Source organism: Thalassospira povalilytica (assembly GCF_002844235.1).
GTDB lineage: Bacteria > Pseudomonadota > Alphaproteobacteria > Rhodospirillales > Thalassospiraceae > Thalassospira > Thalassospira povalilytica.
This window is the reverse complement of record NZ_PGTS01000001.1, coordinates 805,748-828,371: the sequence shown is the minus strand read 5'-3', so window position 1 is coordinate 828,371 and position 22,624 is coordinate 805,748. Positions and strand designations below refer to the sequence as shown.

At 54.2% G+C, this 22,624-nt stretch carries 19 protein-coding genes and 2 tRNA genes; 9 read left to right on the top strand and 12 right to left on the bottom strand.

What is annotated here, in order from left to right; translation table 11 throughout:
- Positions 1 to 18: 18 nt before the first annotated feature.
- Positions 19 to 933 carry a CAF17-like 4Fe-4S cluster assembly/insertion protein YgfZ gene (gene ygfZ / locus CU041_RS03530; protein ID WP_101245756.1) on the top strand — a complete coding sequence of 305 codons (915 nt, stop codon included), beginning with the start codon at positions 19 to 21 and terminating at the stop codon, positions 931 to 933.
- Between the two features lie 126 nt (positions 934 to 1,059).
- Entirely contained in the window at positions 1,060 to 1,737 is a 678-nt protein-coding gene (locus tag CU041_RS03525) for a hypothetical protein (protein WP_170310114.1), read from the top strand.
- Positions 1,738 to 1,784: 47 nt separating this feature from the next.
- Here the strand turns inward: CU041_RS03525 and ppdK are convergent, their stop codons facing one another.
- From ppdK to CU041_RS03495, 6 genes are all read right to left on the bottom strand, one after another.
- Complete coding sequence (gene ppdK / locus CU041_RS03520; protein WP_101245754.1) at positions 1,785 to 4,451, bottom strand: pyruvate, phosphate dikinase; 2,667 nt, start codon at positions 4,449 to 4,451, stop codon at positions 1,785 to 1,787.
- Positions 4,452 to 4,526: 75 nt separating this feature from the next.
- The gene (glyS, locus tag CU041_RS03515; protein WP_101245753.1) at positions 4,527 to 6,590 is read right to left on the bottom strand and encodes a glycine--tRNA ligase subunit beta; all 2,064 of its coding nucleotides are present in this window, start codon (positions 6,588 to 6,590) and stop codon (positions 4,527 to 4,529) included.
- A gap of 3 nt (positions 6,591 to 6,593) precedes the next feature.
- On the bottom strand, positions 6,594 to 7,484 hold the full coding sequence (locus CU041_RS03510; RefSeq protein ID WP_068519578.1) for a glycine--tRNA ligase subunit alpha: 891 nt from the start codon (positions 7,482 to 7,484) through the stop codon (positions 6,594 to 6,596).
- Positions 7,485 to 7,733: 249 nt separating this feature from the next.
- Positions 7,734 to 7,958, bottom strand: coding sequence for a hypothetical protein (locus CU041_RS03505; RefSeq protein WP_101245752.1), 225 nt, complete (start codon positions 7,956 to 7,958; stop codon positions 7,734 to 7,736).
- A gap of 75 nt (positions 7,959 to 8,033) precedes the next feature.
- Entirely contained in the window at positions 8,034 to 8,819 is a 786-nt protein-coding gene (locus tag CU041_RS03500; RefSeq protein WP_068519576.1) for a tRNA1(Val) (adenine(37)-N6)-methyltransferase, read from the bottom strand.
- A 24-nt stretch (positions 8,820 to 8,843) separates the two neighbouring features.
- A complete protein-coding gene (locus CU041_RS03495) occupies positions 8,844 to 9,104 on the bottom strand; it encodes a putative signal transducing protein (protein WP_068519575.1) in 261 nt (86 codons plus the stop codon).
- A 282-nt stretch (positions 9,105 to 9,386) separates the two neighbouring features.
- On the opposite strand from CU041_RS03495, the gene CU041_RS03490 reads away from it, so the two are divergent.
- The 6 genes from CU041_RS03490 (at position 9,387) to CU041_RS03465 (ending at position 14,644) form a co-directional block, all read left to right on the top strand.
- Positions 9,387 to 10,397: a polyprenyl synthetase family protein gene (locus tag CU041_RS03490; RefSeq protein ID WP_101245751.1), complete on the top strand. Its 1,011-nt coding sequence runs from the start codon at positions 9,387 to 9,389 to the stop codon at positions 10,395 to 10,397.
- Between the two features lie 99 nt (positions 10,398 to 10,496).
- Positions 10,497 to 10,573: transfer RNA gene (locus tag CU041_RS03485), tRNA-Pro, on the top strand.
- Positions 10,574 to 10,795: 222 nt separating this feature from the next.
- A tRNA-Pro gene (locus CU041_RS03480) sits at positions 10,796 to 10,872 on the top strand.
- A 599-nt stretch (positions 10,873 to 11,471) separates the two neighbouring features.
- Positions 11,472 to 12,533: a TRAP transporter substrate-binding protein gene (locus CU041_RS03475; RefSeq protein ID WP_068519573.1), complete on the top strand. Its 1,062-nt coding sequence runs from the start codon at positions 11,472 to 11,474 to the stop codon at positions 12,531 to 12,533.
- A gap of 112 nt (positions 12,534 to 12,645) precedes the next feature.
- Positions 12,646 to 13,230: a TRAP transporter small permease subunit gene (locus tag CU041_RS03470; RefSeq protein WP_068519572.1), complete on the top strand. Its 585-nt coding sequence runs from the start codon at positions 12,646 to 12,648 to the stop codon at positions 13,228 to 13,230.
- A gap of 22 nt (positions 13,231 to 13,252) precedes the next feature.
- Positions 13,253 to 14,644: a TRAP transporter large permease gene (locus tag CU041_RS03465; RefSeq protein WP_101245750.1), complete on the top strand. Its 1,392-nt coding sequence runs from the start codon at positions 13,253 to 13,255 to the stop codon at positions 14,642 to 14,644.
- Between the two features lie 149 nt (positions 14,645 to 14,793).
- On the opposite strand, the gene CU041_RS03460 is transcribed toward CU041_RS03465, so the two are convergent.
- Positions 14,794 to 15,930 carry a DUF2336 domain-containing protein gene (locus tag CU041_RS03460; RefSeq protein ID WP_068519570.1) on the bottom strand — a complete coding sequence of 379 codons (1,137 nt, stop codon included), beginning with the start codon at positions 15,928 to 15,930 and terminating at the stop codon, positions 14,794 to 14,796.
- A 433-nt stretch (positions 15,931 to 16,363) separates the two neighbouring features.
- Here CU041_RS03460 and CU041_RS03455 point away from each other — a divergent pair, with 433 nt between their 5' ends.
- Positions 16,364 to 16,762: a c-type cytochrome gene (locus CU041_RS03455; RefSeq protein ID WP_082817864.1), complete on the top strand. Its 399-nt coding sequence runs from the start codon at positions 16,364 to 16,366 to the stop codon at positions 16,760 to 16,762.
- A gap of 101 nt (positions 16,763 to 16,863) precedes the next feature.
- Here CU041_RS03455 and CU041_RS03450 read toward each other — a convergent pair whose 3' ends face one another.
- From CU041_RS03450 to CU041_RS03430, 5 genes are all read right to left on the bottom strand, one after another.
- Positions 16,864 to 17,604: a DUF6969 family protein gene (locus CU041_RS03450; RefSeq protein WP_101245749.1), complete on the bottom strand. Its 741-nt coding sequence runs from the start codon at positions 17,602 to 17,604 to the stop codon at positions 16,864 to 16,866.
- Positions 17,605 to 17,793: 189 nt separating this feature from the next.
- Complete coding sequence (locus CU041_RS03445; RefSeq protein ID WP_101245748.1) at positions 17,794 to 18,666, bottom strand: formylglycine-generating enzyme family protein; 873 nt, start codon at positions 18,664 to 18,666, stop codon at positions 17,794 to 17,796.
- A 152-nt stretch (positions 18,667 to 18,818) separates the two neighbouring features.
- On the bottom strand, positions 18,819 to 19,364 hold the full coding sequence (locus CU041_RS20545; RefSeq protein ID WP_170310113.1) for a hypothetical protein: 546 nt from the start codon (positions 19,362 to 19,364) through the stop codon (positions 18,819 to 18,821).
- A 46-nt stretch (positions 19,365 to 19,410) separates the two neighbouring features.
- A complete protein-coding gene (locus CU041_RS03435) occupies positions 19,411 to 19,839 on the bottom strand; it encodes a universal stress protein (RefSeq protein ID WP_068519566.1) in 429 nt (142 codons plus the stop codon).
- Positions 19,840 to 19,853: 14 nt separating this feature from the next.
- Positions 19,854 to 22,457, bottom strand: a complete 2,604-nt coding sequence (locus CU041_RS03430) for a TRAP transporter permease (RefSeq protein WP_101245746.1) — start codon at positions 22,455 to 22,457, stop codon at positions 19,854 to 19,856.
- Between the last annotated feature and the right edge of the window lie 167 nt (positions 22,458 to 22,624).

The following is a 22,624-nucleotide window of genomic DNA, read 5'->3' as shown; positions in this document are numbered from 1 at the left end:
ATCGGAGCCAATACGATTATGAGTGAGTCTTTTTACGCCGTTCTGAGTGATCGCGCCGTCATCCGCGTGAGCGGACCGGACCGCGTCAGCTTTCTGCAAGGGCTGGTGTCAAACAATGTCGAAACCGTTTCTGCCACCAAATCGGGATATGGCGCGCTGCTGACACCGCAGGGGAAATTCCTGTTTGATTTCTTTGTCTATCAACAGGATGAGGAAAGCCTTCTTCTGGAAAGCGAACGCGGTGAAAATGGCGAACGCGCCGCCGAACTGTTCAAGAAACTGCGCATGTATAAACTGCGCGCAAAGGTCGAACTGACCGATGTCACCGACAGTTACGACGTTATCGCCGTTTTCGGCAAAGATGCCCTTGCGAACCTGTTTACCGACACGACACCGGGTACGACCGGACGCATTGCCAATGGCATCAAGGCTGTTGACCCGCGCCTGAGCGCAATGGGGGCCCGCATCTTGCTGCCCAGGAATGAGCTGGCTGAAATGGCGGCAATTGGCGCATCGGAAAGCGATGAAGAATCATATCATCAGCTTCGCGTTTCACTTGGCCTGCCCAATGGCAGCGAAGAACTTGAGATCGAAAAATCCATCCTGCTTGAAAACGGCTTTGAGGAGCTAGGCGGTGTCGATTTCAAAAAAGGCTGCTATATGGGCCAGGAACTGACAGCGCGCACCAAATATCGCGGCCTTGTGCGCAAGCGCCTGCTGCCGATCTCGGTTGAGGGCCCGGCACCGGAAGCCGGAACCATCATCATGAACGGTTACAAGGAAGCTGGAACCATTCGGTCTGTGCACGGAAATGGCGGTCTTGCCCTGATCCGTCTGGAACGGGTTAGCGATGATGCCGACCTTGTTGCCGGCGATGCAAAAATCACGGTTCATGTTCCGGGCTGGGTCAAACTGCCCGAAACCGCGGCATAATCCACCCATCACGTGATCGCAAAATTTTGCAACCGGGCCCCGAATTCGGGGCCCGTTTTGTTTTCAAACCTGTTCGAAAGGGGTAATAACCCCTATGTTAAGGCCGGAACAAAACAGGTAACCGGAATGAAACTGCGTCACGCAGCCCCGCTTTTGATCGCATTGTTTTCTTCGCTTTGCGTCATGGCGACATCGCCAAACATTGCATTGGCACAGCAAATGCCGCCGGGCATCAGCGACAGGCCGGTTCCGGATATGTCAATCGACGAAACCACCGCGGAACTTGCCACCATCACTCAGATCTATAACCGTAAGGGCAATGAGATCAAACAGATGGCCCAAGGCGTTCTGTTACGGTTCTATCCGCAAAAGATCGTGCCGTGTGGCGCAATCGTGACCACGGTTCGCGACTGCATTGATCATGAATGGCCGGATCTGAAAAATTATCCCGGTCACTTTCTCGGCCCGCATGAACAGCCACCACTAAAGCCAACCCTGGCACAGGCGCGGATGACAGAGGAAAACTATTTCGATGCGGTTGAGCGCCTGAACATGTTGCTGCGTGCCGTGCGCTATGAAAGCACGCTTAAACCCGAAACCCGGTACCGCGCCCATATGAACGAGGTCATCGAACGCATGACCTATTTGCAGGAAGAAGAATTCCACCGCGCGACCCTGTACGAAAAAATGTTCAAGATCGGCGGAATTGTGCTGCTGCTTCTCGGGCTGTCGGTTGGCGGGATGCTGATCATGAAACACATCGACCACCGCAACGACCCGGATTCAGAAGCGGGTCATAAATAACGGCGGCAAGTTTCCCTGCCGCCGTGCGAAGTCAGTCCCGGTCGCGCCTATTTGCGACCAAGGGCCGCCTGTGCTGCTGCCAGACGTGCAATCGGCACGCGGTATGGCGAACAGGATACGTAATCAAGCCCCTGTGCCTCGCAGAACGCGATGGATGACGGATCACCGCCATGCTCCCCGCAGATACCAAGCTTGATGTCACCCCGGGTCGCACGACCACGTTCTGCTGCAAGCCCGACCAGTTCGCCAACACCTTCCTGATCAAGGGATACGAACGGGTCGCCTGCAAAGATATCCTTGGCGATATAGGTATCAAGAAAACGCGATGCATCATCACGTGACAGACCAAAGGTTGTCTGGGTCAAATCGTTGGTGCCAAAGCTGAAGAATTCGGCTTCTTCGGCGATTTCACCGGCGCGCAGGGCTGCACGCGGCAGTTCAATCATGGTACCCACAAGGAAGTTCAGCTTTGCCGACTTTTCGGTTTCGACATCGGCCGCAACCCTGATGATGGCAGCTTTGAGGATTTCGAGTTCCTTTTTGCCAACGATCAGCGGGATCATGATTTCCGGAATCACCGGATCACCGCCATCCTTTGAAACTTCGATCGCGGCTTCAAAGATCGCACGCGCCTGCATTTCATATATTTCAGGATAGCTGATGCCAAGACGGCAACCACGATGGCCCAGCATCGGGTTGGCTTCGGCAAGATCAAGCAAGCGACGCTTGACGATGGCCTCAGAGACACCGGCCGCATTTGCCACCTCGGCGATTTCGGCATCGCCATGAGGCAGGAATTCATGAAGTGGCGGATCGAGCAGACGGATCGTCACCGGAAGCCCCTTCATGATCCGGAACAGATCAATGAAGTCCTGTCGCTGGTAAGGCAGAAGCTTGTCAAGCGCGGCACGGCGACCCTGTTCTGTTTCAGCCAGGATCATCTCACGCATGGAAATGATCCGGGCCGGATCAAAGAACATATGTTCGGTGCGGCAAAGACCAATGCCCTCTGCCCCGAAACCGCGTGCCGTTTCCGCATCATCGGGGGTTTCGGCGTTGGTACGGACTTTCAGGCGGCGCACGGCGTCTGCCCATTCCATCAACTGGGAAAAATCGCCCGAAAGGTCGGGCTTAAGGGTCGCCACCTCGCCCAGCATGACTTCACCGGTGCTGCCATCAAGGGTAATGACGTCCCCTTCCTTAAGGGTCACACCACCGGAAATCATGGTTTTGTTGGCATAATCAATCTTGATCGCGCCAGCACCACAAACGCACGGCGTTCCCATTCCGCGTGCCACAACGGCGGCGTGACTGGTCATGCCACCGCGCGATGTCAGGATGCCTTCGGCGGCATGCATGCCCGCGATATCTTCCGGGCTGGTTTCAATACGCACCAGAATGACTTTGCGGCCTTTGTTCGAAACCCATTCTTCGGCTGCCTCGGCAGAAAACACGATCTGACCGGATGCGGCCCCGGGCGATGCCGGAAGTCCCATGCCGACAACCTTGCGTTCCGCATCCGGATCAAGGGTCGGATGCAGCAACTGATCAAGCTGCGCCGGGTCAACGCGACGCAATGCGTCTTCCTGGGAAATCACGCCATCGCGGCACATTTCAACCGCGATACGAAGGGCAGCCTTGGCGGTGCGCTTACCCGCACGGGTCTGAAGCATGTAAAGCTTGCCCGATTCAACAGTGAATTCCATGTCCTGCATGTCGCGGTAATGGGATTCAAGCTTGTCACGGATATCACAAAGTTCAGCAAACACACCCGGCAGGGCTTCTTCCATCGATGTCAGATCAGAACCGGATTCTTCGCGTTCAATCTTGGTCAGCGGTGCCGGGGTACGGATGCCCGCAACCACATCTTCGCCCTGCGCATTGATCAGATATTCACCATAGAACCGGTTTTCCCCGGTCGATGGGTTGCGCGAGAAGCAAACACCGGTCGCGCAGTCATCGCCCATATTGCCAAAGACCATGGCCTGAACGTTGACAGCGGTCCCCCAGCTTGCCGGGATGTTGTGCAAACGGCGATAGGTGTTGGCGCGTGCATTCATCCAGCTGCCAAATACGGCACCAATCGCGCCCCAAAGCTGTTCGCGCGGGTCCTGCGGGAATGGGGCGTCGAGTTCGCTTTGGACTTTCTTTTTGAATTGTCCAACGACTTCGGCCCAGTCATCGGCACCCATTTCGGTATCAAGGGAATAGCCCTTGTCTTCCTTGTGAATTTCAAGGATTTCTTCGAAATGGTAATGGTCGACGCCCAGAACGACGTCACCATACATCTGAATGAAACGGCGGTAGCTGTCATAGGCAAAGCGACGGTCGCCGGAAACGGTCGCAAGGCCTTCAACGGTTTCGTCATTCAGACCAAGGTTAAGAACCGTGTCCATCATGCCCGGCATCGAGGCACGGGCACCGGAACGCACGGAAACAAGAAGCGGGTCCTTGGCATCGCCAAATTTGCGCCCGACCAGCTTTTCAACAGCGGCCAGCGCATTTTCCACTTCGGCATCAAGACCATCCGGGTAGGCACGGTCATTGTCATAAAACGCCGTGCAAACTTCGGTTGTAATGGTAAAGCCGGGCGGAACAGGAAGTCCGAGATTGCTCATCTCGGCAAGGTTCGCGCCCTTGCCGCCCAGAAGTTCACGCATATCCGAACGGCCTTCGGCGCTACCGCCACCGAAACCGTACACCCATTTGGTCATCTTGCCTTTTCCTCATCTGGTCAAGGCCCCTTTTGGGCCTCCCCGGATGGGGAAAGCCCCGCAACCTTGACCTATTTACGATTCGATCTTCGAGAAGTCGGCAATGTCATGCAACGCAGTGCGAATTTGCGCCAACAGCTTAAGCCGGTTGGCACGTTCGTCTGCATTGTCACTATTTACCGTGACCTTTTCGAAGAATGCATCGACCGGTTCACGCAACCGCGCAAATTCGGCCATAGCCGCGGCATAATCCTCGTCACGCAGAAGTGGCAGGGCCTTATGCCGGACATCAATGAGCGCCTCATACAGCTTGCGTTCTTCTTCCTCGCGCAGAAGAGATGCGGATACGTCCGCGTCATAGGACGTATTGTCCTTTTTCTCTTCGATGCGCAGGATGTTGGACGCGCGCTTGTAGCCAGCCATAAGGTTGACGCCGCTTTCACCAGAGACAAAATCGGAAAGCGCTTCAACACGGGCCAGCAGGCGGACAAGATCGTCCTCGCCATCCAGTGCAAACACGGCTGAGACCAAATCATGGCGCACACCCTGTTCACGCAGATGGACTTTCAGGCGGTCAGCAAAGAAGGCCAGAAGGTCTTCGACCGCCTCGTCACGACGAATGGCTGCCGGATACTGGGAAACGGCAAATGCAAATGCGCGACGCAGCGGCAAACGCAAACCGTTTTCCAGAACCAGACGGATGACACCCAGTGCCGCACGACGAAGTGCAAACGGGTCTTTTGAACCGGTCGGCTTTTCATCGATGGTAAAGAACCCGGCAAGGGTATCGAGCTTCTCTGCCAGTGCAACAGCAACCGACACCGGGGCCGTCGGGCAAGTATCCGACGGGCCGGCAGGTGCATAATGTTCGGCAATGGCATTGGCGACTTCCGGGGCTTCGCCGTCATTTTCGGCGTAGTATTTACCCATCAGTCCCTGAAGTTCGGTGAATTCGAACACCATCTGCGACACCAGATCGGCCTTGCCGATTTCTGCCGCACGGTCTGCCAGTTTGACATCGCAATTCGGAATGTCGGCAGACAGTTCACGCGCAAGGCCCCGCAAACGCAATACGCGTTCGGCAAGTGATCCAAGTTTGGCGTGGAAGACGATGTTATCAAGTTTCGGCAGACGCGATTGCAGCGTCACTTTCCGATCCTGATCCCAGAAGAATTTGGCATCATGCAGACGCGCACGCAGAACACGCTCGTTACCGGCGATGATTTTTGCGTTGTTGTCGGCAGTCACCATGTTGGAAATCGTGATGAAGCGCGCGGCAAGTTTACCGTCCTTGTCTTCAACAACGAAATATTTCTGATGTTCACGCATCGAGGTTTCCAGCACCTCGCGCGGGATGTCCATGAACTGGTCGTCGACCTTGCCCATGACCGGAACCGGCCATTCAACCAGACCACAAACCTCCTCAAGAAGACCATTATCTTCAAGAAGCTCATATCCTTCGGCAGCGGCCAGTTTTTTGGCACCATCAAGGATGACCTGCTTGCGCTCTTCGCGGTCAATCATGACCTTGGCGGCGCGCAGTTTTTCCTTATATTCCGCAGCATTGGCAACGCTGAATTCCGCCGGCGCCAGGAAGCGATGACCACGGGTGCTGTCTCCAGCCGTTACCGGACCATAGGTTACCGGGATCACCTTGCCGTCAAACAGGCACAGGATACGGTCAAGCTGACGAACCCAGCGGACTTTCTGATCAGCCCAGCGCATGGATTTCGGCCATGGCAGTTTGTTCATCGCATCTTCGATGATGTCCTTGATCACCTCGGATGCCGGGCGGCCTTTCTGCTCGACAATTGCAAACAGGAAGACACCCTTGGGCGTTTCGCGCTTTTCGCACTGTTCAAGGGTCACGCCGTTGCCGGCAAGGAACCCGCTGATGGCCTTTTCTGGGGCATCGGCACGCGGACCGCGGCGTTCTTCGCGCAGGTCAGGCTGCTTTTCCGGCAAACCGTCAATGATCAGCGCCAGACGACGCGGGGTCACAAGTGCCTCGACATTATCGAATGCAAGGTCGGCGGCCTTCAGACCATCCGTCACCAGTTTCGACAGGTCTTCGCTTGCACGGGCCTGCATACGGGCCGGGATTTCTTCGGAAAACAGTTCAAGCAGCAACTCGGCCATAACTTATGCCTCCTCTTTCAGATGGCCGCGCGACCGCAGCCACGCCTCGCAGCAGGATTTCGACATGTCACGAACACGACCGATATAGGCCGCACGTTCGGTAACCGAAATCACGCCGCGCGCATCAAGAAGGTTAAAGAGATGGCTTGCTTTCATCGCCTGTTCATAGGCCGGAAGTGCCAGACCGCGTTCGATATTCACCGCACACTCGGCCTGTGCATCCTTGAAGTGCTGGAACAACATATCGGTGTTCGCAACTTCAAAGTTATAGGTCGATTGTTCAACTTCGTTCTGAAGGAACACTTCGCCATAGGTCACGCCCTGACCGTTATAATCAAGGTCATAAACGTTTTCGACGCCCTGGATATACATCGCCAGACGTTCCAGACCATAGGTCAGCTCGACCGGAACCGGATTACATTCAAAACCGCCAACCTGCTGGAAATACGTGAACTGGGTGACTTCCATACCGTCAAGCCAGACTTCCCAGCCAAGGCCCCATGCCCCAAGGGTCGGGCTTTCCCAGTCATCCTCGACAAAACGGATGTCATGGGCCATCGGATCAATGCCCAGATGTTTCAGCGATCCGAGATACAGATCCTGCGAATTACTGGGCGACGGTTTCAGCAGAACCTGGAACTGGTAGTAATGCTGCAAACGGTTGGGGTTCTCGCCATAACGACCATCGGTCGGGCGACGACATGGCTGCACATAAGCCACATTCCAGCTTTCCGGACCAAGCGCGCGCAGGGTTGTCGCGGTATGGAAGGTACCGGCACCGACTTCCAAGTCATATGGCTGAAGGATGACACATCCCTGATCAGCCCAATAGCTTTGCAGTCGAAGAATGATTTCCTGGAATGAAGGGGGACGTTGCGACCCGTCGAGCGCCATGGCGCGAACTCTCTATTACTGTTGCCTATAAATTAGAGCGGCAAGCTACCGCCCTGCCCCCTCGCGGTCAAGAACGCAAAAGCCCTGAGACACGCTGAATTTGCAACCCTTGCATCCGGGCCGGCCTTCTTATGCCGCATTGCAGCAACATAGATCAACGATCCGATCCGGATTTCCAAGCAAAATTCACGCAATTTCACCCAAAGTCGTAGCCCGGAACGCTTTTATTTACGGGCAAGAATATCAGACTCAGGCATCGCAGCGATGGGCTGAACCCTCGGCATGGTAAACACCACAATCAGGGCATTTTTCCATTTCCTGCGCGGCGGGCGCGGACTGTTGGTTTTTCTGAGCGCGGGTTTGCTTGGGCTGATCCTTGGTCGGGACCTGCTTGGCACGGTTAAACAGCTTGAAACCTTGCCAGACGACAACAATGACCAAGGCAGTAAAGATTATTTTCGAAAAGCTCAGCATATCCGGTCCCAAAGCACCCAAATTTCCGTGACACAAGCCACAGCCATGTCGCACTTATAGGGAACTCTGCGCGATTTAGAAACCGGGCAATGGCAACGGATTGCGCAAAAGTATGTCGGTTTCGGGCAAATATGCCCCCGCGGCATCATGCAGAACAATCCCGCGCCGCATGCAAAGCGGGGATGCCACACCCTTTCTGGCCGATACAATGACCCGCAAAGGTGCATCTGAATCGGCCTTGGACCAGATCGGGTAAACTGTCATATCACCGGCACGACCATGCAAAAGCCCGATGATACGGTCCAGATGATCCGCACGATGCACAAGGGTAATGCGGCCCTTTTGCCGAACCATCTTCAGGCAAAAACCGATCCAGTCTTTCAGATCGGCACTGCCTTCCTGATGAGCGGTCGCGCGGCTTTCATTGGCCGGTCGCGTGCCCCCGGCATAATAGGGCGGATTTGAAATCACCTGATCGAAGCTTTCCGCGACAAGCGGCAAGCTGGCATCATTGATATCACCGTGAACCGGGTTGACCCGGCCCGCCAGTTCATTTTCCACGACGTTGCGGCAAAACAGTGCGTACAAGTCATCCTGGAGTTCGACCCCGGTAACCTTTGCATCCTCAAGCCGCTTGGCAACACAAAGCCCGGCCGACCCCACAGCCGCCCCGACATCCAGAATTTTTTCATCCCGCCTGGAATTGATCGAAACAGAAGCCGCCAGCAATACCGCATCGACTGCCGCGCGATAGCCGTCCACCGGCTGTTTCAACGTCACCGCCCCACCCAGCAGATAATCATGACTGATGCGTGCTTCCGGAAAATCAGGGACGTCTATTGCTGCCACTGCGCTTGCCATCGGATCAAGGCCCTGCCTGCTGTGTTATTCCGATGCCAAGGCGTCGGAGGATGAATTGGTCGCAGCGTTATGCGCATCCAGATCGCGTCTGGCAATATCGAGAATGTATTTCGCCCGGCTTTCGGCTTCGCCATCAACCATCAGCCGGCGGGGAAGTGCGCCAATCGATCCTTCGATGATGCTGGCATGATAGTCAAAGATATGGCTTGTGATTCCTTCGTCCGCCAAGACCGATTGCGCCCAGCTCAGTTCGATCGGATCATTGCTGCGAAAGAGTTCAATCATCTGGCATTTCCCCTGAAACTTTGGTGTTGCCTGCGTCCTGCACCTTTGGATCGGGACGACAGGAACAGACTATATGTAATATAATGTAGGGGCTTGCAGACAGAGATTTCAAAATTCTGTCGGCAAAACCGCAATTTATCGGGAGAAATCCAGATCACCCGATACGATTTGTCCACTTGACCATGGTGCCTTGGCCTATCTATGTTGAGGCCGCCTGGTGTTATTTGCGATCTTCGCCCAAAGCAGGCAGCGAAGATGCCATTGAGATAGTCGGAATACAGCGTGACCAATACCGCACCGCAGCCTAAGACTCAGCCGAGCCTTGATTCACTGATCAACCTTGTCGACGCCGATATGAAGCGTGTCAATCAGGTGATCATCGACAACATGCACAGCGAAGTCGCCCTGATTCCGCAATTGGCAACCCATCTGGTTGCAGCCGGCGGCAAGCGTATGCGTCCGATGCTGACACTGGCCGCAGCCCGGTTGTGCGGATATGGCGACGGCCCGCATGCGGTTGATCTTGCCGCATGTGTCGAATTCATCCACACCGCAACGCTTCTGCATGATGATGTGGTCGATGAAAGCCAGCTGCGCCGGGGTCAGGCATCGGCAAATGCCCTGTTTGGCAACGAAGCAAGCGTTCTGGTCGGGGATTTCCTGTTTGCGCGCGCCTTTGTGGTCATGGTCAAAACCGGATCGCTGCGCGTTCTTGATATTCTGGCACAGGCATCGGCTGTCATTGCCGAGGGCGAAGTCCTTCAGCTGTCGACGGCAAACGACATGGGCACGACCGAGGAAGCCTATCTTGAAGTTATCACCGCCAAAACTGCGGCCCTGTTTGGCGCGGCGTCACAAATTGGCGCGGTGATTGCCAACCGGTCCGCCGAAGACGAAGAAGCCCTGCGCCTTTATGGCATTTATCTTGGCACGGCATTCCAGCTGATTGACGATGTTCTGGATTATTCGGCCCATCAGGCAACCCTTGGCAAAACCGTCGGTGATGATTTCCGCGATGGCAAGGTGACGCTGCCGGTCATTATTTCCTATGCCAAGGGCGATGATGAAGAAAAAGCATTCTGGCGCCGCTGCATGGAAGATCAGGATTTCAAAGACGGCGACCTTGACCGGGCGCAGACCCTTATTCGCAAATATGATGCCCTTGATGCGTCCATGGGCCGGGCCCGCGAATACGGCCAGATGGCGATTGATACACTTGCCCGTTTTGAAGATGGCGCGATCAAGGATGCGATGATCGAAGCGGTAGAGTTCTGTATTTCCCGCCCTTATTAACGGCCATACCCCAAACGCATGCCGGGGTCGTTGAAGTTTGTCGTAAAAATATCTTGCGTCATGCTTCATAAACCAGTATCACCCGGCTTCGCAGAATGACGGAGCGTAGCTCAGCCTGGTAGAGCACTGTCTTCGGGAGGCAGGGGTCGGAGGTTCGAATCCTCTCGCTCCGACCATCATTCAAAGGCCCTGAAACGTTTCGGCGTTTCGGGGCCTTTTGCGTTTTACCCGACGTGATCGGCAACTTTCACCCCGGTTCACCCCAGCCCAGAGGTGATCTTTATCGCTTTCGGGCAACCGGGTGCTGAAACATCAAATTTCGACGATTTTTTTTCACCCGAAACAGCCGGATTATGCTTGATCCGCGCCGAAAGACGGGCTAAACCTCCGCCCACTGACGGAGCGTAGCTCAGCCTGGTAGAGCACTGTCTTCGGGAGGCAGGGGTCGGAGGTTCGAATCCTCTCGCTCCGACCATCAGTCGGGCGGTCTTTCATTGAAAGATCGCCCGTTTTTATTTCCGGTGTTTTCATCCCTGAAACTTCATGTTGATCGGTCCCTTCCCATCCGGCCTGATCGATGATGTGTGCCATCCCCCTTTGACGGTGTTGCAGATGCAATGGCCCGAGCGGTTTCATGATGCGGGCACCCCATGCCCACTATCCATTCCGGTAGCTGTGCCCACCCCGCGACAAGTTATTCCCTGCCCGGCCAAAATCGGCACCCCCGATTCCATCTGGCAAAATGCCGACTCCGCCCTATTAAATTCGGCGGAATGGCAAAAACTATGTAGTTTATAAGGATTCTAACCACACCATCACCAAAAGCCGGATGAAATCGGCATTTCAGTGCGCAATTCCTACTTTTGAATAGTAATGCAAGTTCTTTTTTGCCCGAACGGAAAGATATTTTCTTGCGCAACGGGCTAAACAAACTTGCCCATACTTGCGAAATACGCTTATGCTTCGCCCTGCAACATAAAGATCGGGGAGAAAACCGCCCAATAATAAAAGCAAAAGGCGGTAGTCGACCTCACGTGGTATTACCAATTTCGGACTTCTTAGGGAGGAAGACGAATGACTTTTTCTAAATTGCTCAAGTCGGCAACCTGTGCCGCTGTTCTTGCTGCAGCTGCATTTTCTGTGGCGCCGTCTGATGCAAATGCTCAGGAGCGTGTTCGCTGGAAAATGGGCTCGACCTATCCGGGTAGCCTGACCCAGCTTGGTACGCTTGGTAAGCGCGTCGACGACAAGATCGACGAAGTTTCCGGTGGCAACATCAAAATCAAATTCTATGAGCCGGGTGCACTTGTGCCGGCACTTGAAGTTTTCGATGCCGTTTCGACCGGCTCGATTGATGCCGCATTCTCCACACCGGGCTACTGGGCAGGTAAAGTTCCGGCGCTGCAGCTGTTTGGCTCGGTTCCGTTCGGTCCGCAGGCTGGTGAATACTTGGCCTGGGTCAAGTTTGGCGGCGGTCAGGAAATCTTTGACAAGCTGTATGCCGAACATGGCATCAAGTCGCTGTTCTGCGGCCTGATCGCACCGGAAGCATCCGGTTGGTTCTCCAAGGAAATCAACACGGTTGAAGACCTTAAAGGTCTGAAAATGCGCTTCTTCGGCCTTGGCGCAAAGGTCATGGAAAAGCTTGGCGTTTCCACCCAGCTTTTGTCAGCAGGTGACATTTACCCGGCCCTTGAACTTGGCACCATTGATGCCACCGAATTCTCGATGCCGGCAATTGACCTTAAGCTCGGCTTCCACCAGGTCGCGAAATATTACTACTTCCCGGGCTGGCATCAGCAGTCGACCTTCTTTGATCTGATGATGAACAAGGAAAAGTGGGACGCACTGGACAAAACCCAGCAGGCACAGATCGAAGCCGTTTGTAACGACAACTTGGCTTACGGTTTTGCCGAAGGTGAAGCCATTCAGTTCGCGGCTTTGAAAGAGTTGCAGGAAAAAGGCGTCAACATCAAGAAATGGTCCCCTGAAATGCTGGGCGCGATGCGCGGAGCATGGGAAGAAGTTGCGGCCGAACTTTCGGCTGATGATGCTGACTTCAAAATGGCCTATGAGAGCCTCCAGGAGTTCCGTGCGAACTACAAAATCTGGAAAGACATCGGTTATCTCGACTAATCCGACAGGTCTGACTGACTGCTAATGCAGTCAATAAGAACAAGTCTCGGCAAGGCCGGGTGCCAGGTGCCCCCGGCCTTGACCGCGAATAAAAAAGACCCGGGAGACTTCTATGGAAGCGCTACTAAAAATCAGTGACAGCATGGACAATGTTGTTACCCGCGCGGGAAAGCTCGCTTCCCTGCTTGCCATTCCACTGATGTTCGTCATCATCTATGACGTGATCCAGCGCAAATTCGGCGGTCAGGGCTCCATCAAGCTGCAAGAACTTGAATGGCACCTGCATACCGGCCTGTTCATGCTGTGCTTTGGATATGGTTATGTTCGTGATTCCCACGTTCGCATCGAACTTATTCGTGACAATCTGCGCCCGCGCACACGCGCCATCATTGAAATGATCGGCGGCATTTTGTGTGTCTTGCCGTTTTGTGCACTGGTTATCTATTTCGGTTTTGATTTTGTTGCCCGGTCCTATGACAGCCACGAGGTTTCGGCCGCTGCGACCGGATTGACCCATCGCTGGATTATCAAGTCCACCATTCCGATCGGCTTTGGCCTTCTTGCCATGGCGGGCATTTCCATCTTCCTGAAATGCTTCGTTTTTGTCTTTGGTCCGACCGACCTGCACAAGCGTGCCGGCTATTATGTCGGTACTCATCACGCAGACCTTGGCGATATCGCCAAAGTCGAAGACTAAGCGGAACAGGGATACATCCAAAATGGGTAACTTCTATATCGAAGACTGGTTTCCGCTGTTCATGTTTGCCTCGTTGGGCATTCTTGTTTTCACGGGACTTCCGGTCGCATTTGTCATTTCGGGCATCGGGATTGCCTTTGGCTTCCTTGGCATGGCCTATGACATTTTCTCGTTTATTGAATTTTTCAATATCGTTTCACGCATCTGGGGCGGCATCTCCGAAAACATGGTGATGGTTGCGGTGCCGATGTTCATCTATATGGGCACGATGCTGGAAAAAAGTGGCGTTGCAGAAGACCTTCTGGAATGCCTCAACATGCTGCTGCGGAAAGTTCCGGGCGGGCTTGCACTGTCTGTCACCCTGATGGGCACCATCATGGCTGCCACCACCGGCATTATCGGTGCATCGGTTGTCATGATGACGCTTCTGGCCCTGCCGGTCATGATGCGACGCAATTATGACCCGTCGCTGGCCACCGGTACGATTGCCGCATCCGGCACACTGGGCATTCTGATCCCGCCATCGATCATGCTGGTTCTGATGTCTGATCTGTTGTCGGTATCGGTCGGCAACCTGTTCCTGGCCGCGATCATTCCGGGTCTGCTTCTGGCAAGTCTTTATACGCTGTATATCTTTGTTCGCTGCCAGCTCAATCCGTCCCTTGCACCGCCCTTGCCCGAGGGCGAAGCGGTTCACGGCATGGATCTGGTCAAGATGATGCTGCGCAGCTTCCTGCCGCCGGTCTTCCTGATTGTTCTGGTTCTGGGATCGATCTTTGCCGGGTTTGCTACCCCGACCGAGGCCGCCGGTGTCGGCGCCGTTGGTGCGACCTTCCTGGCCCTGGTCAAGGGACGTCTGAAATGGCCGGTCCTTAAGGACGTCTGCGAACGCTCTGCCCTGACCGGTGCGATGCTGTTCTTCCTGTTTGCCGGTGCAACGGTCTTTTCCTATGTCTTCCGCTCGCTTGGCGGGGATGATCTGGTGATTGACCTTGTCGAAGGGGCGGGACTTGGGCCGTGGGGCATTCTGCTTTTGCTGATGCTGATTGTCTTCATTCTTGGCTTCTTCTTTGACTGGGTCGAAATCACCCTGATCGTTCTGCCGATTTTTGCCCCGGTAATTGCCCAGCTTGATTTCGGTCATCATCTTGATATCGGTGGTGTTGATGCCACCCATGCACAGGTGCTGACATGGTTCGCGGTTCTGGTCGCAGTCAACCTGCAAACAAGCTTCCTGACGCCACCCTTCGGGTTTGCACTGTTCTATCTTAAAGGTGTGGCGCCGAAATCGATCTCGATCCAGCAGATCTACAAAGGCATCATTCCCTTTGTTCTGCTTCAGGTACTTGGATTGCTTCTGGTTATGTATTTCCCGGAACTGGCATTGTGGATGCCAAACACGTTCCTTGAATAACCACTAACATCCGATCACATCAAAAAGGCGCTGTGCATCACACAGCGCCTTTTTGCTGCCTGCCCCAACCGGAATCGCGCAAAAGAAAACCGCCCGGATCATGGATCGGGCGGTTTGGTAAATTTCCGGCAATTTCAGCAGCAAAACAATCAGGTATGCATTGCCCGTTCACTTGGCAATTGCAACATCCGCCCCATCAGATAATCGACGTCATCTGAATCGAATTCGACACCAAGATCGCCATACTGGGTCAAAACCCGTTCGATCATCCGGCGCGAATAGCGTTCCTTGTCCTGTTCTCCGCCATCAAAGGTGGTTTCGCGCGCGACTTCAATCGCGGCACGGACACCCGGGAAGAAATGTTCAGGTAGCTTGGCCTTGTTATAGATCGCCTCAAGACCAAACGGCCCGCTATCATGAATTAGAATGCGCGTATTGATCAGCGACACCCCGGCCCGCTTGGCCAGCGCCGCCTCGAAGAAGGACACATCACCCATGCAAAGAGCGCGCAGGATCAACCCGCTGGTCAAACGGTTGTTGGTATAAAGATGTTCGACAAGCAATTCGACGTCGCGATCTTCGACACCATCGCCCAGAAGCCCGATTGTCGCGCTTTCCTGTGACTGGGTCATGACCGCGTTAACGATCCCTTCGGGGATGTGCCCGCGCGAAATCAGTTGCGAACGCATCCGTTCGGACACCAGCGTCACCAGCCGTTCGGCAATGGTAATCGGCAAGTGATTGCGTTCGATCATCGGTTTCTGGATGCGTTCATTGTCGCCAAAATCATTGACGACTTTTTGCAGGGAAACTTCGCTGATTTCAGCACCCTGGTTTGACATCAGGTCGACCATTACGTCTTCATGACCGATATCGACAAGGGTCGCAGATACAATTTCCGAAACATAGGCACGCGACGCAATGGCGCGCTGCTTTTCGACACTGTCGGCATTGTCACCAATGATATCGACCAGGTCTTCGTCGTTCAGAACTTCGGAAAATTCAAGAACCGGAAGCGCGACCTCATCCACATCACGGGCAAGCGTTGCGGCCACATCATGGGGAACAAGCGGGGTCTGGGCCAAGTTCTTCGCAAGCGCCTTGCGCACGCGGATCTCGGCATCGCGGATCATCAGTCGAAAGATATCTTCAGCCAGAACACGTTCACTCTCCGAGAGTGTATCCGTGGAAAATTCACGGCTAATCTTATCGGCTGTCTCAGCGCGGTTATCCCCCGAAGGGTCCTGAACCAGCTTGTTCAGATCGTCTTTTGTGATACGTGGCAATAGATATCTCCTGGCACGCTTCTCAACTGGCTGCCAATTCGCACAAGCAGATTATACTTTTGGCACTAAATCGACAAACATATTTTCCCCGTGCGGACGACAAGTTGCTGATTTTCAAACATCCTGCAGTTTTCATTGTTCAACTGAAACCTTCACAACCGCGTTCTGCCGTACAATTTGGCCTGTGAAAAACAAACCATATGCGCCAACCCGACGTATCAGGAAATACCGTAAATTCATCCTGATTAATTGATGAAACTCAAATCCCTGACTTATCAGATATGGTAAGTCTCAGTGAGATTTTCCAATACCGGATGACATGGCAATTTTTTCCAGTGATGTTCTGCCGTGTTGACCTTGCGTTTACCCTGCGAAATGGTAGTCCGAAAACAGATTGTACCGATCGTCAAAAGAACCAAGAGAGAGATCCACAATGACCTATTTGCGCAAACTGTCTTTTGTCGCCAGTTCTCTGGTCATCCTCGCAACCGCGCCAGCAATGGCCGGGGATGCCGCAAATGGCGAGAAACTGTTCAAACGCTGCGCTGCCTGCCACAGCATTGAAGCCGGCGTGAACAAGGTTGGGCCAAGTCTTGCCGGGGCAGTCGGACGTGAATGCGGCACTGTTGAGGGCTACAAATACGGGCGCGGTTATCTGGCCGCCTGCGAAAAAGGCTTTGTCGCCGACGAAGCATTCCTGACCGACTACCTCAAAGACCCGTCTGCGAAACTCAGCGAGATTGCCGGTTCAAAGGAACGTTCTAAAATGGCGTTCAAACTCAAAAAAGATGAAGACGTCGCTGATATCATCGAATTCCTGAAAACCAAGTAACACCGGTTCAGGACCATCCCGCATTTTCATATGAAAATGGCCGGCGCAAATACATGCAGCCGGCCATTTTGTTTTCTCGATCCGAAATTGGAACGCAGCAATTATGCGGCCTTGCGCCGTCGTCCCAACTCGTCACCGATCGCGCGGATCTGATCAACAACGGTGACATTTTCGGTTGATGTGACTTCCAGTTCGCGGTCTTCGTAAACATCGCGATCAGGATGGGCTTCCTGCCAGTTGGCAACTGCAATGTCGCGTTTGCGGATCAATTCTTCGATTTGCGGGCGGAACAGCACCATCATCCCCGATACCCACCGGTTCACCGGCCAGGACGGCTGGGCATGATCGATCAGAAACCCGTCAAGCATATTGATCACGTCATCTGCATCATACCAGACTTCACCGGTTACCCAGCGATTGGTGGTAAACAGCCGCTGACAAAAACCGAATTCATCCATCGAAAAAGCGATCAGATGAGACAATGCGTCATTCGGGCCTTCGGGATATTCAAACCCTTCAATCTGTTTTGGCTCGCAATGGTCGGGCATGCCGCGCGGACGCATGAATGTATGGAAATGGCCATGTTCATCCCATTCACGACGTTCTTCTTTGGGATGGGCATGATAATAGAATTGCGCATGTGACTGGCGATCATAGACATCGCCTTCGGGGTAATGGGACCATTCATAAAAGGCCCCCGCCCCTTTGATCAGTTCACCAACAATGTTGTCGCCGGTTGCCGTCAAGACACGATGGCATTCCATAACATCTCGACCGGCAGCCAACATCCGTTCCAGTTGGCCCGTCGGCAGTGAAGCCCAGTCAATTTCAATATCGGTCATACAAACACCAGCATCTTTGCGATCCGCTCAGAATTTCCGCAAAGGCAGAATTATCGGCATTCATGCCCGCGGGCGAATGAACACCGATCAAGAGTTAGTGATTTCACGCTGGTTTGCAACAATGTTCCATCAAAACGACCTGATTTAACAATGGAAACATCGCACACGGGCTATGGACCGGACAGTCCATCAGTCCAGATACATCACCCGGAACCCGATCAGGATATGTTTGAGATGTTCCGGACGCCCATGCCGCGCCGCCGGCCGACAGACACCACATCCCCGATCATCCCATGACCCGCCCTTGACCAGCCGATAGCCAGCCTGAGCCGATGTTGATGTCCATTCAAACACCTGACCGGCACCGTCATACAACCCGTACGGACCGGGTTCGAACTGCCCGACCGGCATTGTGTCGAACGGTCCGCGGTCACCGCTATTGAGCCGATCGGGATCAAAAATATTGCCCCACGGATAAAATGCGCCTTCCGGTCCCCGTACCGCCTTTTCCCAATGAAGCTCACTGGGCAAGGCCCACTTTTTGCCGGTCTTTTCGCCAAGCCACTGCACATAGGCTTCTGCATCCTGCCAGGACACAAGAACAACCGGATGGTTGCCGCGCCCTCTGGGTGGTTTGCCCTTTGACCACAGGAACGGCTGTATGGTGTCAAAGTTATAGATCAGCCCCTGCCGGTTCCATTCATCGCGCGTCATTTCCGGTGCCGGGTGCCCGGTATCATCGATGAAAGCCGCGTACTGATCGTTTGTCACCGGCGTTTTGGCAATATGATAACTCAGAAGATGCACATGCCATTTGTCAGCTTCGATATCGTACCAGCGATTGCGCCGGCTCAGATCGTGACCATAGACCTGCTCGTCAATCTGATAGGCATACTGGCGTTCAACCGAATCCGATCCTTGCCAGAACCAGCCTGACGGGATTTCGACAACAGACGGTATATCACCGTCATCTGCCTGTGCCGATGTGGCGGCAATCATCCCCAACAGAAATGCCGCTGCGCACATTTTATGAATAGATGCGATACTGTCCCCAACTCTCATATGCGAATTCCGTCCTGATCGAACTTGGTTCTCACGGTTTCTTTAGCCCGCCCGACGACTTTGATCTGTCGTCTTTATTATCATCAAGATGAGTAAAAGTGACCGTTCTTTCAATCAGTTTGAGGATTTAAATCCGGTTTTATCCGACCAAATCATTGTGAAGTCGTGATAACCGGGGCAATTGCCGGGTGCTGACCATACACAAAGCTCTCACACAACAGTGAAACCATGTGACGCCGCCCGTCTGTCATTTTGGCCCATAGTGCCTGCACCGATCGGCAGCATCGGCCGTCGGGCTTTGATCGAACAGGACCTTTCAGAGAGGCAAGAATGACCAAGAAATCACAGAGCTTCGCCAAAAAAGCATTGCTTCCGGCACTGGCCATGGGCACCGGCATTGCAATGGCAACCCCGATGGCAATGGCAGCGCCGCTTCCGTCGCCGACCGCCGAAGTGGCAAGTTGCACGGCCAATCCCTGTGCGGCGAACCCGTGCGCTGCAAATCCGTGTGCGGCCAATCCGTGTGCGGCGAAAAAAATCGTCAATCCCTGCAGCCCGTGCGCAGCCAATCCCTGTGCCGCAAATCCGTGCGCTGCGAAAAATCCGTGCGCTGCAAATCCCTGTGCCGCCAACCCGTGCGCAGCCAAATAAGACCTTTCGCGTCCCGGCGATGTTCCAAAGACAAAGGGGCGATGCATTGCATCGCCCCTTTGCACATCCCGGCTTTGATCGGAAAAGCCGAAATCAGTCGCGTACCACCATCACCGAACAATCGGCATGGCGGACAACGCGGGCCGCGTTCGGCCCAAGCAGATAGTCTTTCAGTTCCGGACGATGGGCACCGATCACGATCAGATCGCAATTGGTTTTCTTGGCCATCTTAAGGATCACCTCATACACGGTGCCCTGCCCCACGATATGCTGAACCTTGATATCGGAGGGGATATGTTCGGACACAAATTCATGCAGCCGCTGATTATAGGCTTCAAGAACCTTGCCTTCATATCCCTTGGGGAAGAACTGCCCGACCATTGACATGCCCACAGACGGCACCACGGTCAGAACATGCAAACGCGCGCCAAAGCTTTGCGCCTGCTTGATCGCGACCGGCACGGCCTTCTTCCAGGAAGACTCATGATCAAGGTCTACTGTAACCAGAATATCCTTATACATGTTCATTCTCCCTGTCAGGCTGTGCCAAGCGCTTCTTCACTGCGCTTGCGACGGCGTTGCAGAACAATGATCCCACCCAGCAACAAGAATGCCGGGATAAAGAACACTTCCTTGGGCATACGATCAGCTTCGACCTTTACTGCGGTGATTTCGAAATCGAAATCCAGGCCGGCTTTTTCGGCCGGTCCGGCAAAGACCAGATCGTCAATGAAGATGCGACCATCTTCGTTGCGAACGGCAATACCCGCATTGTAAAGGCGATCCTCACCAGAACCTGCCGGACCAAGCGGCAGCATCACGGATTTGGAAACTTCTTCGCCTTCGATATTGATGCCTTCAACATCCAGAAGAATGCTGGAATTTTCCGGCATGCCTTCGGCATCTTCGATAATCGATGCTGCCGGAAGGTTGTCATAAGGCGGCTCGATCAGATCAAGCCAGAAACCCGGACGGAACAGGGTAAAGGCAATCAGCAGCAATGCCGCACTTTCCCACAGCTTGGACCGGGCAAAGAAGTAGCCCTGCGTTGCTGCGGCAAAGACCAGCATGGCTATTGTCGAAACAATGATCACCATCACCACATCCACCGGATGATCCAGACCGATCATCAGAAGCTGGGTGTTGAACAGGAACAGGAACGGCAGAACCGCGGTACGCATCGAATAGAAGAATGCCACCACACCTGTTTTCATCGGATCAGATCCCGATACCGCGGCCGCGGCAAAGGATGCCAGACCAACCGGCGGGGTCACATCGGCCATGATCCCGAAATAGAACACAAACAGGTGAACTGCGATCAACGGCACGATCAGGCCGTTTTCCGCGCCAAGTTCGACAATCACCGGTGCCATCAGGCTGGAAACCACGATATAGTTTGCCGTGGTCGGAAGCCCCATGCCCAGGATCAGGCTGATCACCGCCGTAAAGATCAGGATCAGCATCAGATTGCCGCCCGAAATCAGTTCGACGAATTCAACCATCACCTGTCCGATACCGGTCAGCGATACGGTACCGACGATGATACCGGCCGCCGCCGTCGCGACACCGATGCCGATCATGTTACGGGCACCGGTCGCAAAACCGTCGATGACATCGGCAAAGCCCTGTTTGAACCCGGCTGCATAATCCGCGGTTTTGCGGAAAAATGCCTTGGCCGCATGCTGGGTCAGCATGATGAAGATCATCAGAACCGTCGCCCAGAAGGCCGAAAGTCCCGGTGATTTCAGCTCGATCATCAGGAACCAGACCAGAACCACCACCGGCAGCAGATAATGCAGACCGGCCTTTGCCGTTTCGCCAAGTTGCGGCAATTCGACAACCGGCTGGTTCGGATCATCCATTTCCAGATCGGGATATTTCGCCGCGTAATACAGACCGGCCAGATAGATCACCGCACATTCAATGGCGACGACCCAGCCAACGGCGGCCCCAAACAGCTGTTTCTGGAAGACGATGGCATAATAAACCAGCCCCGCCAGAACAATCAGCGACAGCACAAACATCAGCGATCGGATCAGGGTCTGCGACAGCGTCGAGGTCACCCGTTTCGGCAGGCCCTTCATGTTCGCCTTGAGTGCTTCAAGGTGAACGATATAGATCAGCGCGATATAGGAAATCGTTGCCGGCAGGAAGGCATGCTTGATGACTTCCGGGTACGGAATGCCGACATATTCGACCATCAAAAAGGCAGCAGCCCCCATGACCGGCGGCATGATCTGACCATTGACCGAGGATGCAACTTCGACCGCACCGGCCTTCTCGCCCGAGAAGCCGACACGTTTCATCAGCGGAATGGTGAATGTTCCGGTGGTCACAACGTTGGCAATCGACGACCCGGAAATAAGACCGGTCATTGCCGATGACAGAACAGCGGCCTTTGCAGGACCACCGCGCATGTGACCAAGAGCAGCAAACGCCACCTTGATGAAATAGTTGCCTGCACCGGCTTTATCGAGAAGCGATCCAAACAGCACGAACAGGAAGACGAAGCTTGTCGAAACGCCAAGCGCGATCCCGAATACGCCTTCGGTCGTGATCCACTGGTGCGACATCGCCTTGGAGAAGCTGGCCCCTGCCCATTGCAGAACTTCCGGCACCCAGGCAGCATTCCCGAAGAAGACATACACCAGGAACAGGACCGCAACACACATCAAGGGCGGGCCAAGTGCACGGCGGGTTGCTTCAAGCAACAGCACCAGACCGGCACCGGCCACAACCAGGTCCTGGGTAATCGGAAGTCCCGGACGCCCGGCAAGGTCGCGGTAAAAGATGTAAATATAGGCAGCACAAAACGCCGCAGCCGCCGCCAGAACCCAGTCAAGGATCGGAATATAGCTGCGCGGCGATGTCTTGAAGGCCGGATAGGCCAGAAATGCAAGAAAGACGGCAAAAGCCAAATGGATCGACCGTGCCTCGGTCGAATTGAACACGCCAAAGCTGACAAGATAGGGCAATGGTGATGCCAGCCACAGCTGGAACAACGACCACGCCACGGCAACATACAGCAAGACCTTTGCTGTCATGCCGCTCGGCTGGCGCGCACCTGTATCATTTTCTGCAATAAGATCCTGCAGGTCCTGATCAGACGCACCCTGGTTCGCGTTTTTCACGTCGGTCATTACAAACTCCCGGTCTGAACAAAGATTTTTGTTCTGGTCTCCAGAATCAAAAAATCTCCGTCGACACACACCCGGTCGCCCACGGAGTACCCTGGTATCGATCAACGATACCGTTTAATTCAATTTTTTGGTCGTACCCAGCGGGCGAAAGAAAGAAAAACGGAGGG

Bases quoted from the DNA above. Each gene is read 5' to 3' on its own strand.
- ygfZ (WP_101245756.1), top strand. From the start codon at position 19: ATGAGTGAGTCTTTTTACGCCGTTCTGAGTGATCGCGCCGTCATCCGC.
- CU041_RS03525 (WP_170310114.1), top strand. From the start codon at position 1,060: ATGAAACTGCGTCACGCAGCCCCGCTTTTGATCGCATTGTTTTCTTCG.
- ppdK (WP_101245754.1), bottom strand. From the start codon at position 4,451: ATGACCAAATGGGTGTACGGTTTCGGTGGCGGTAGCGCCGAAGGCCGT.
- glyS (WP_101245753.1), bottom strand. From the start codon at position 6,590: ATGGCCGAGTTGCTGCTTGAACTGTTTTCCGAAGAAATCCCGGCCCGT.
- CU041_RS03510 (WP_068519578.1), bottom strand. From the start codon at position 7,484: ATGGCGCTCGACGGGTCGCAACGTCCCCCTTCATTCCAGGAAATCATT.
- CU041_RS03505 (WP_101245752.1), bottom strand. From the start codon at position 7,958: ATGCTGAGCTTTTCGAAAATAATCTTTACTGCCTTGGTCATTGTTGTC.
- CU041_RS03500 (WP_068519576.1), bottom strand. From the start codon at position 8,819: ATGGCAAGCGCAGTGGCAGCAATAGACGTCCCTGATTTTCCGGAAGCA.
- CU041_RS03495 (WP_068519575.1), bottom strand. From the start codon at position 9,104: ATGATTGAACTCTTTCGCAGCAATGATCCGATCGAACTGAGCTGGGCG.
- CU041_RS03475 (WP_068519573.1), top strand. From the start codon at position 11,472: ATGACTTTTTCTAAATTGCTCAAGTCGGCAACCTGTGCCGCTGTTCTT.
- CU041_RS03470 (WP_068519572.1), top strand. From the start codon at position 12,646: ATGGAAGCGCTACTAAAAATCAGTGACAGCATGGACAATGTTGTTACC.
- CU041_RS03465 (WP_101245750.1), top strand. From the start codon at position 13,253: ATGGGTAACTTCTATATCGAAGACTGGTTTCCGCTGTTCATGTTTGCC.
- CU041_RS03455 (WP_082817864.1), top strand. From the start codon at position 16,364: ATGACCTATTTGCGCAAACTGTCTTTTGTCGCCAGTTCTCTGGTCATC.
- CU041_RS03450 (WP_101245749.1), bottom strand. From the start codon at position 17,604: ATGACCGATATTGAAATTGACTGGGCTTCACTGCCGACGGGCCAACTG.
- CU041_RS03445 (WP_101245748.1), bottom strand. From the start codon at position 18,666: ATGAGAGTTGGGGACAGTATCGCATCTATTCATAAAATGTGCGCAGCG.
- CU041_RS20545 (WP_170310113.1), bottom strand. From the start codon at position 19,364: ATGCATCGCCCCTTTGTCTTTGGAACATCGCCGGGACGCGAAAGGTCT.
- CU041_RS03435 (WP_068519566.1), bottom strand. From the start codon at position 19,839: ATGTATAAGGATATTCTGGTTACAGTAGACCTTGATCATGAGTCTTCC.
- CU041_RS03430 (WP_101245746.1), bottom strand. From the start codon at position 22,457: ATGACCGACGTGAAAAACGCGAACCAGGGTGCGTCTGATCAGGACCTG.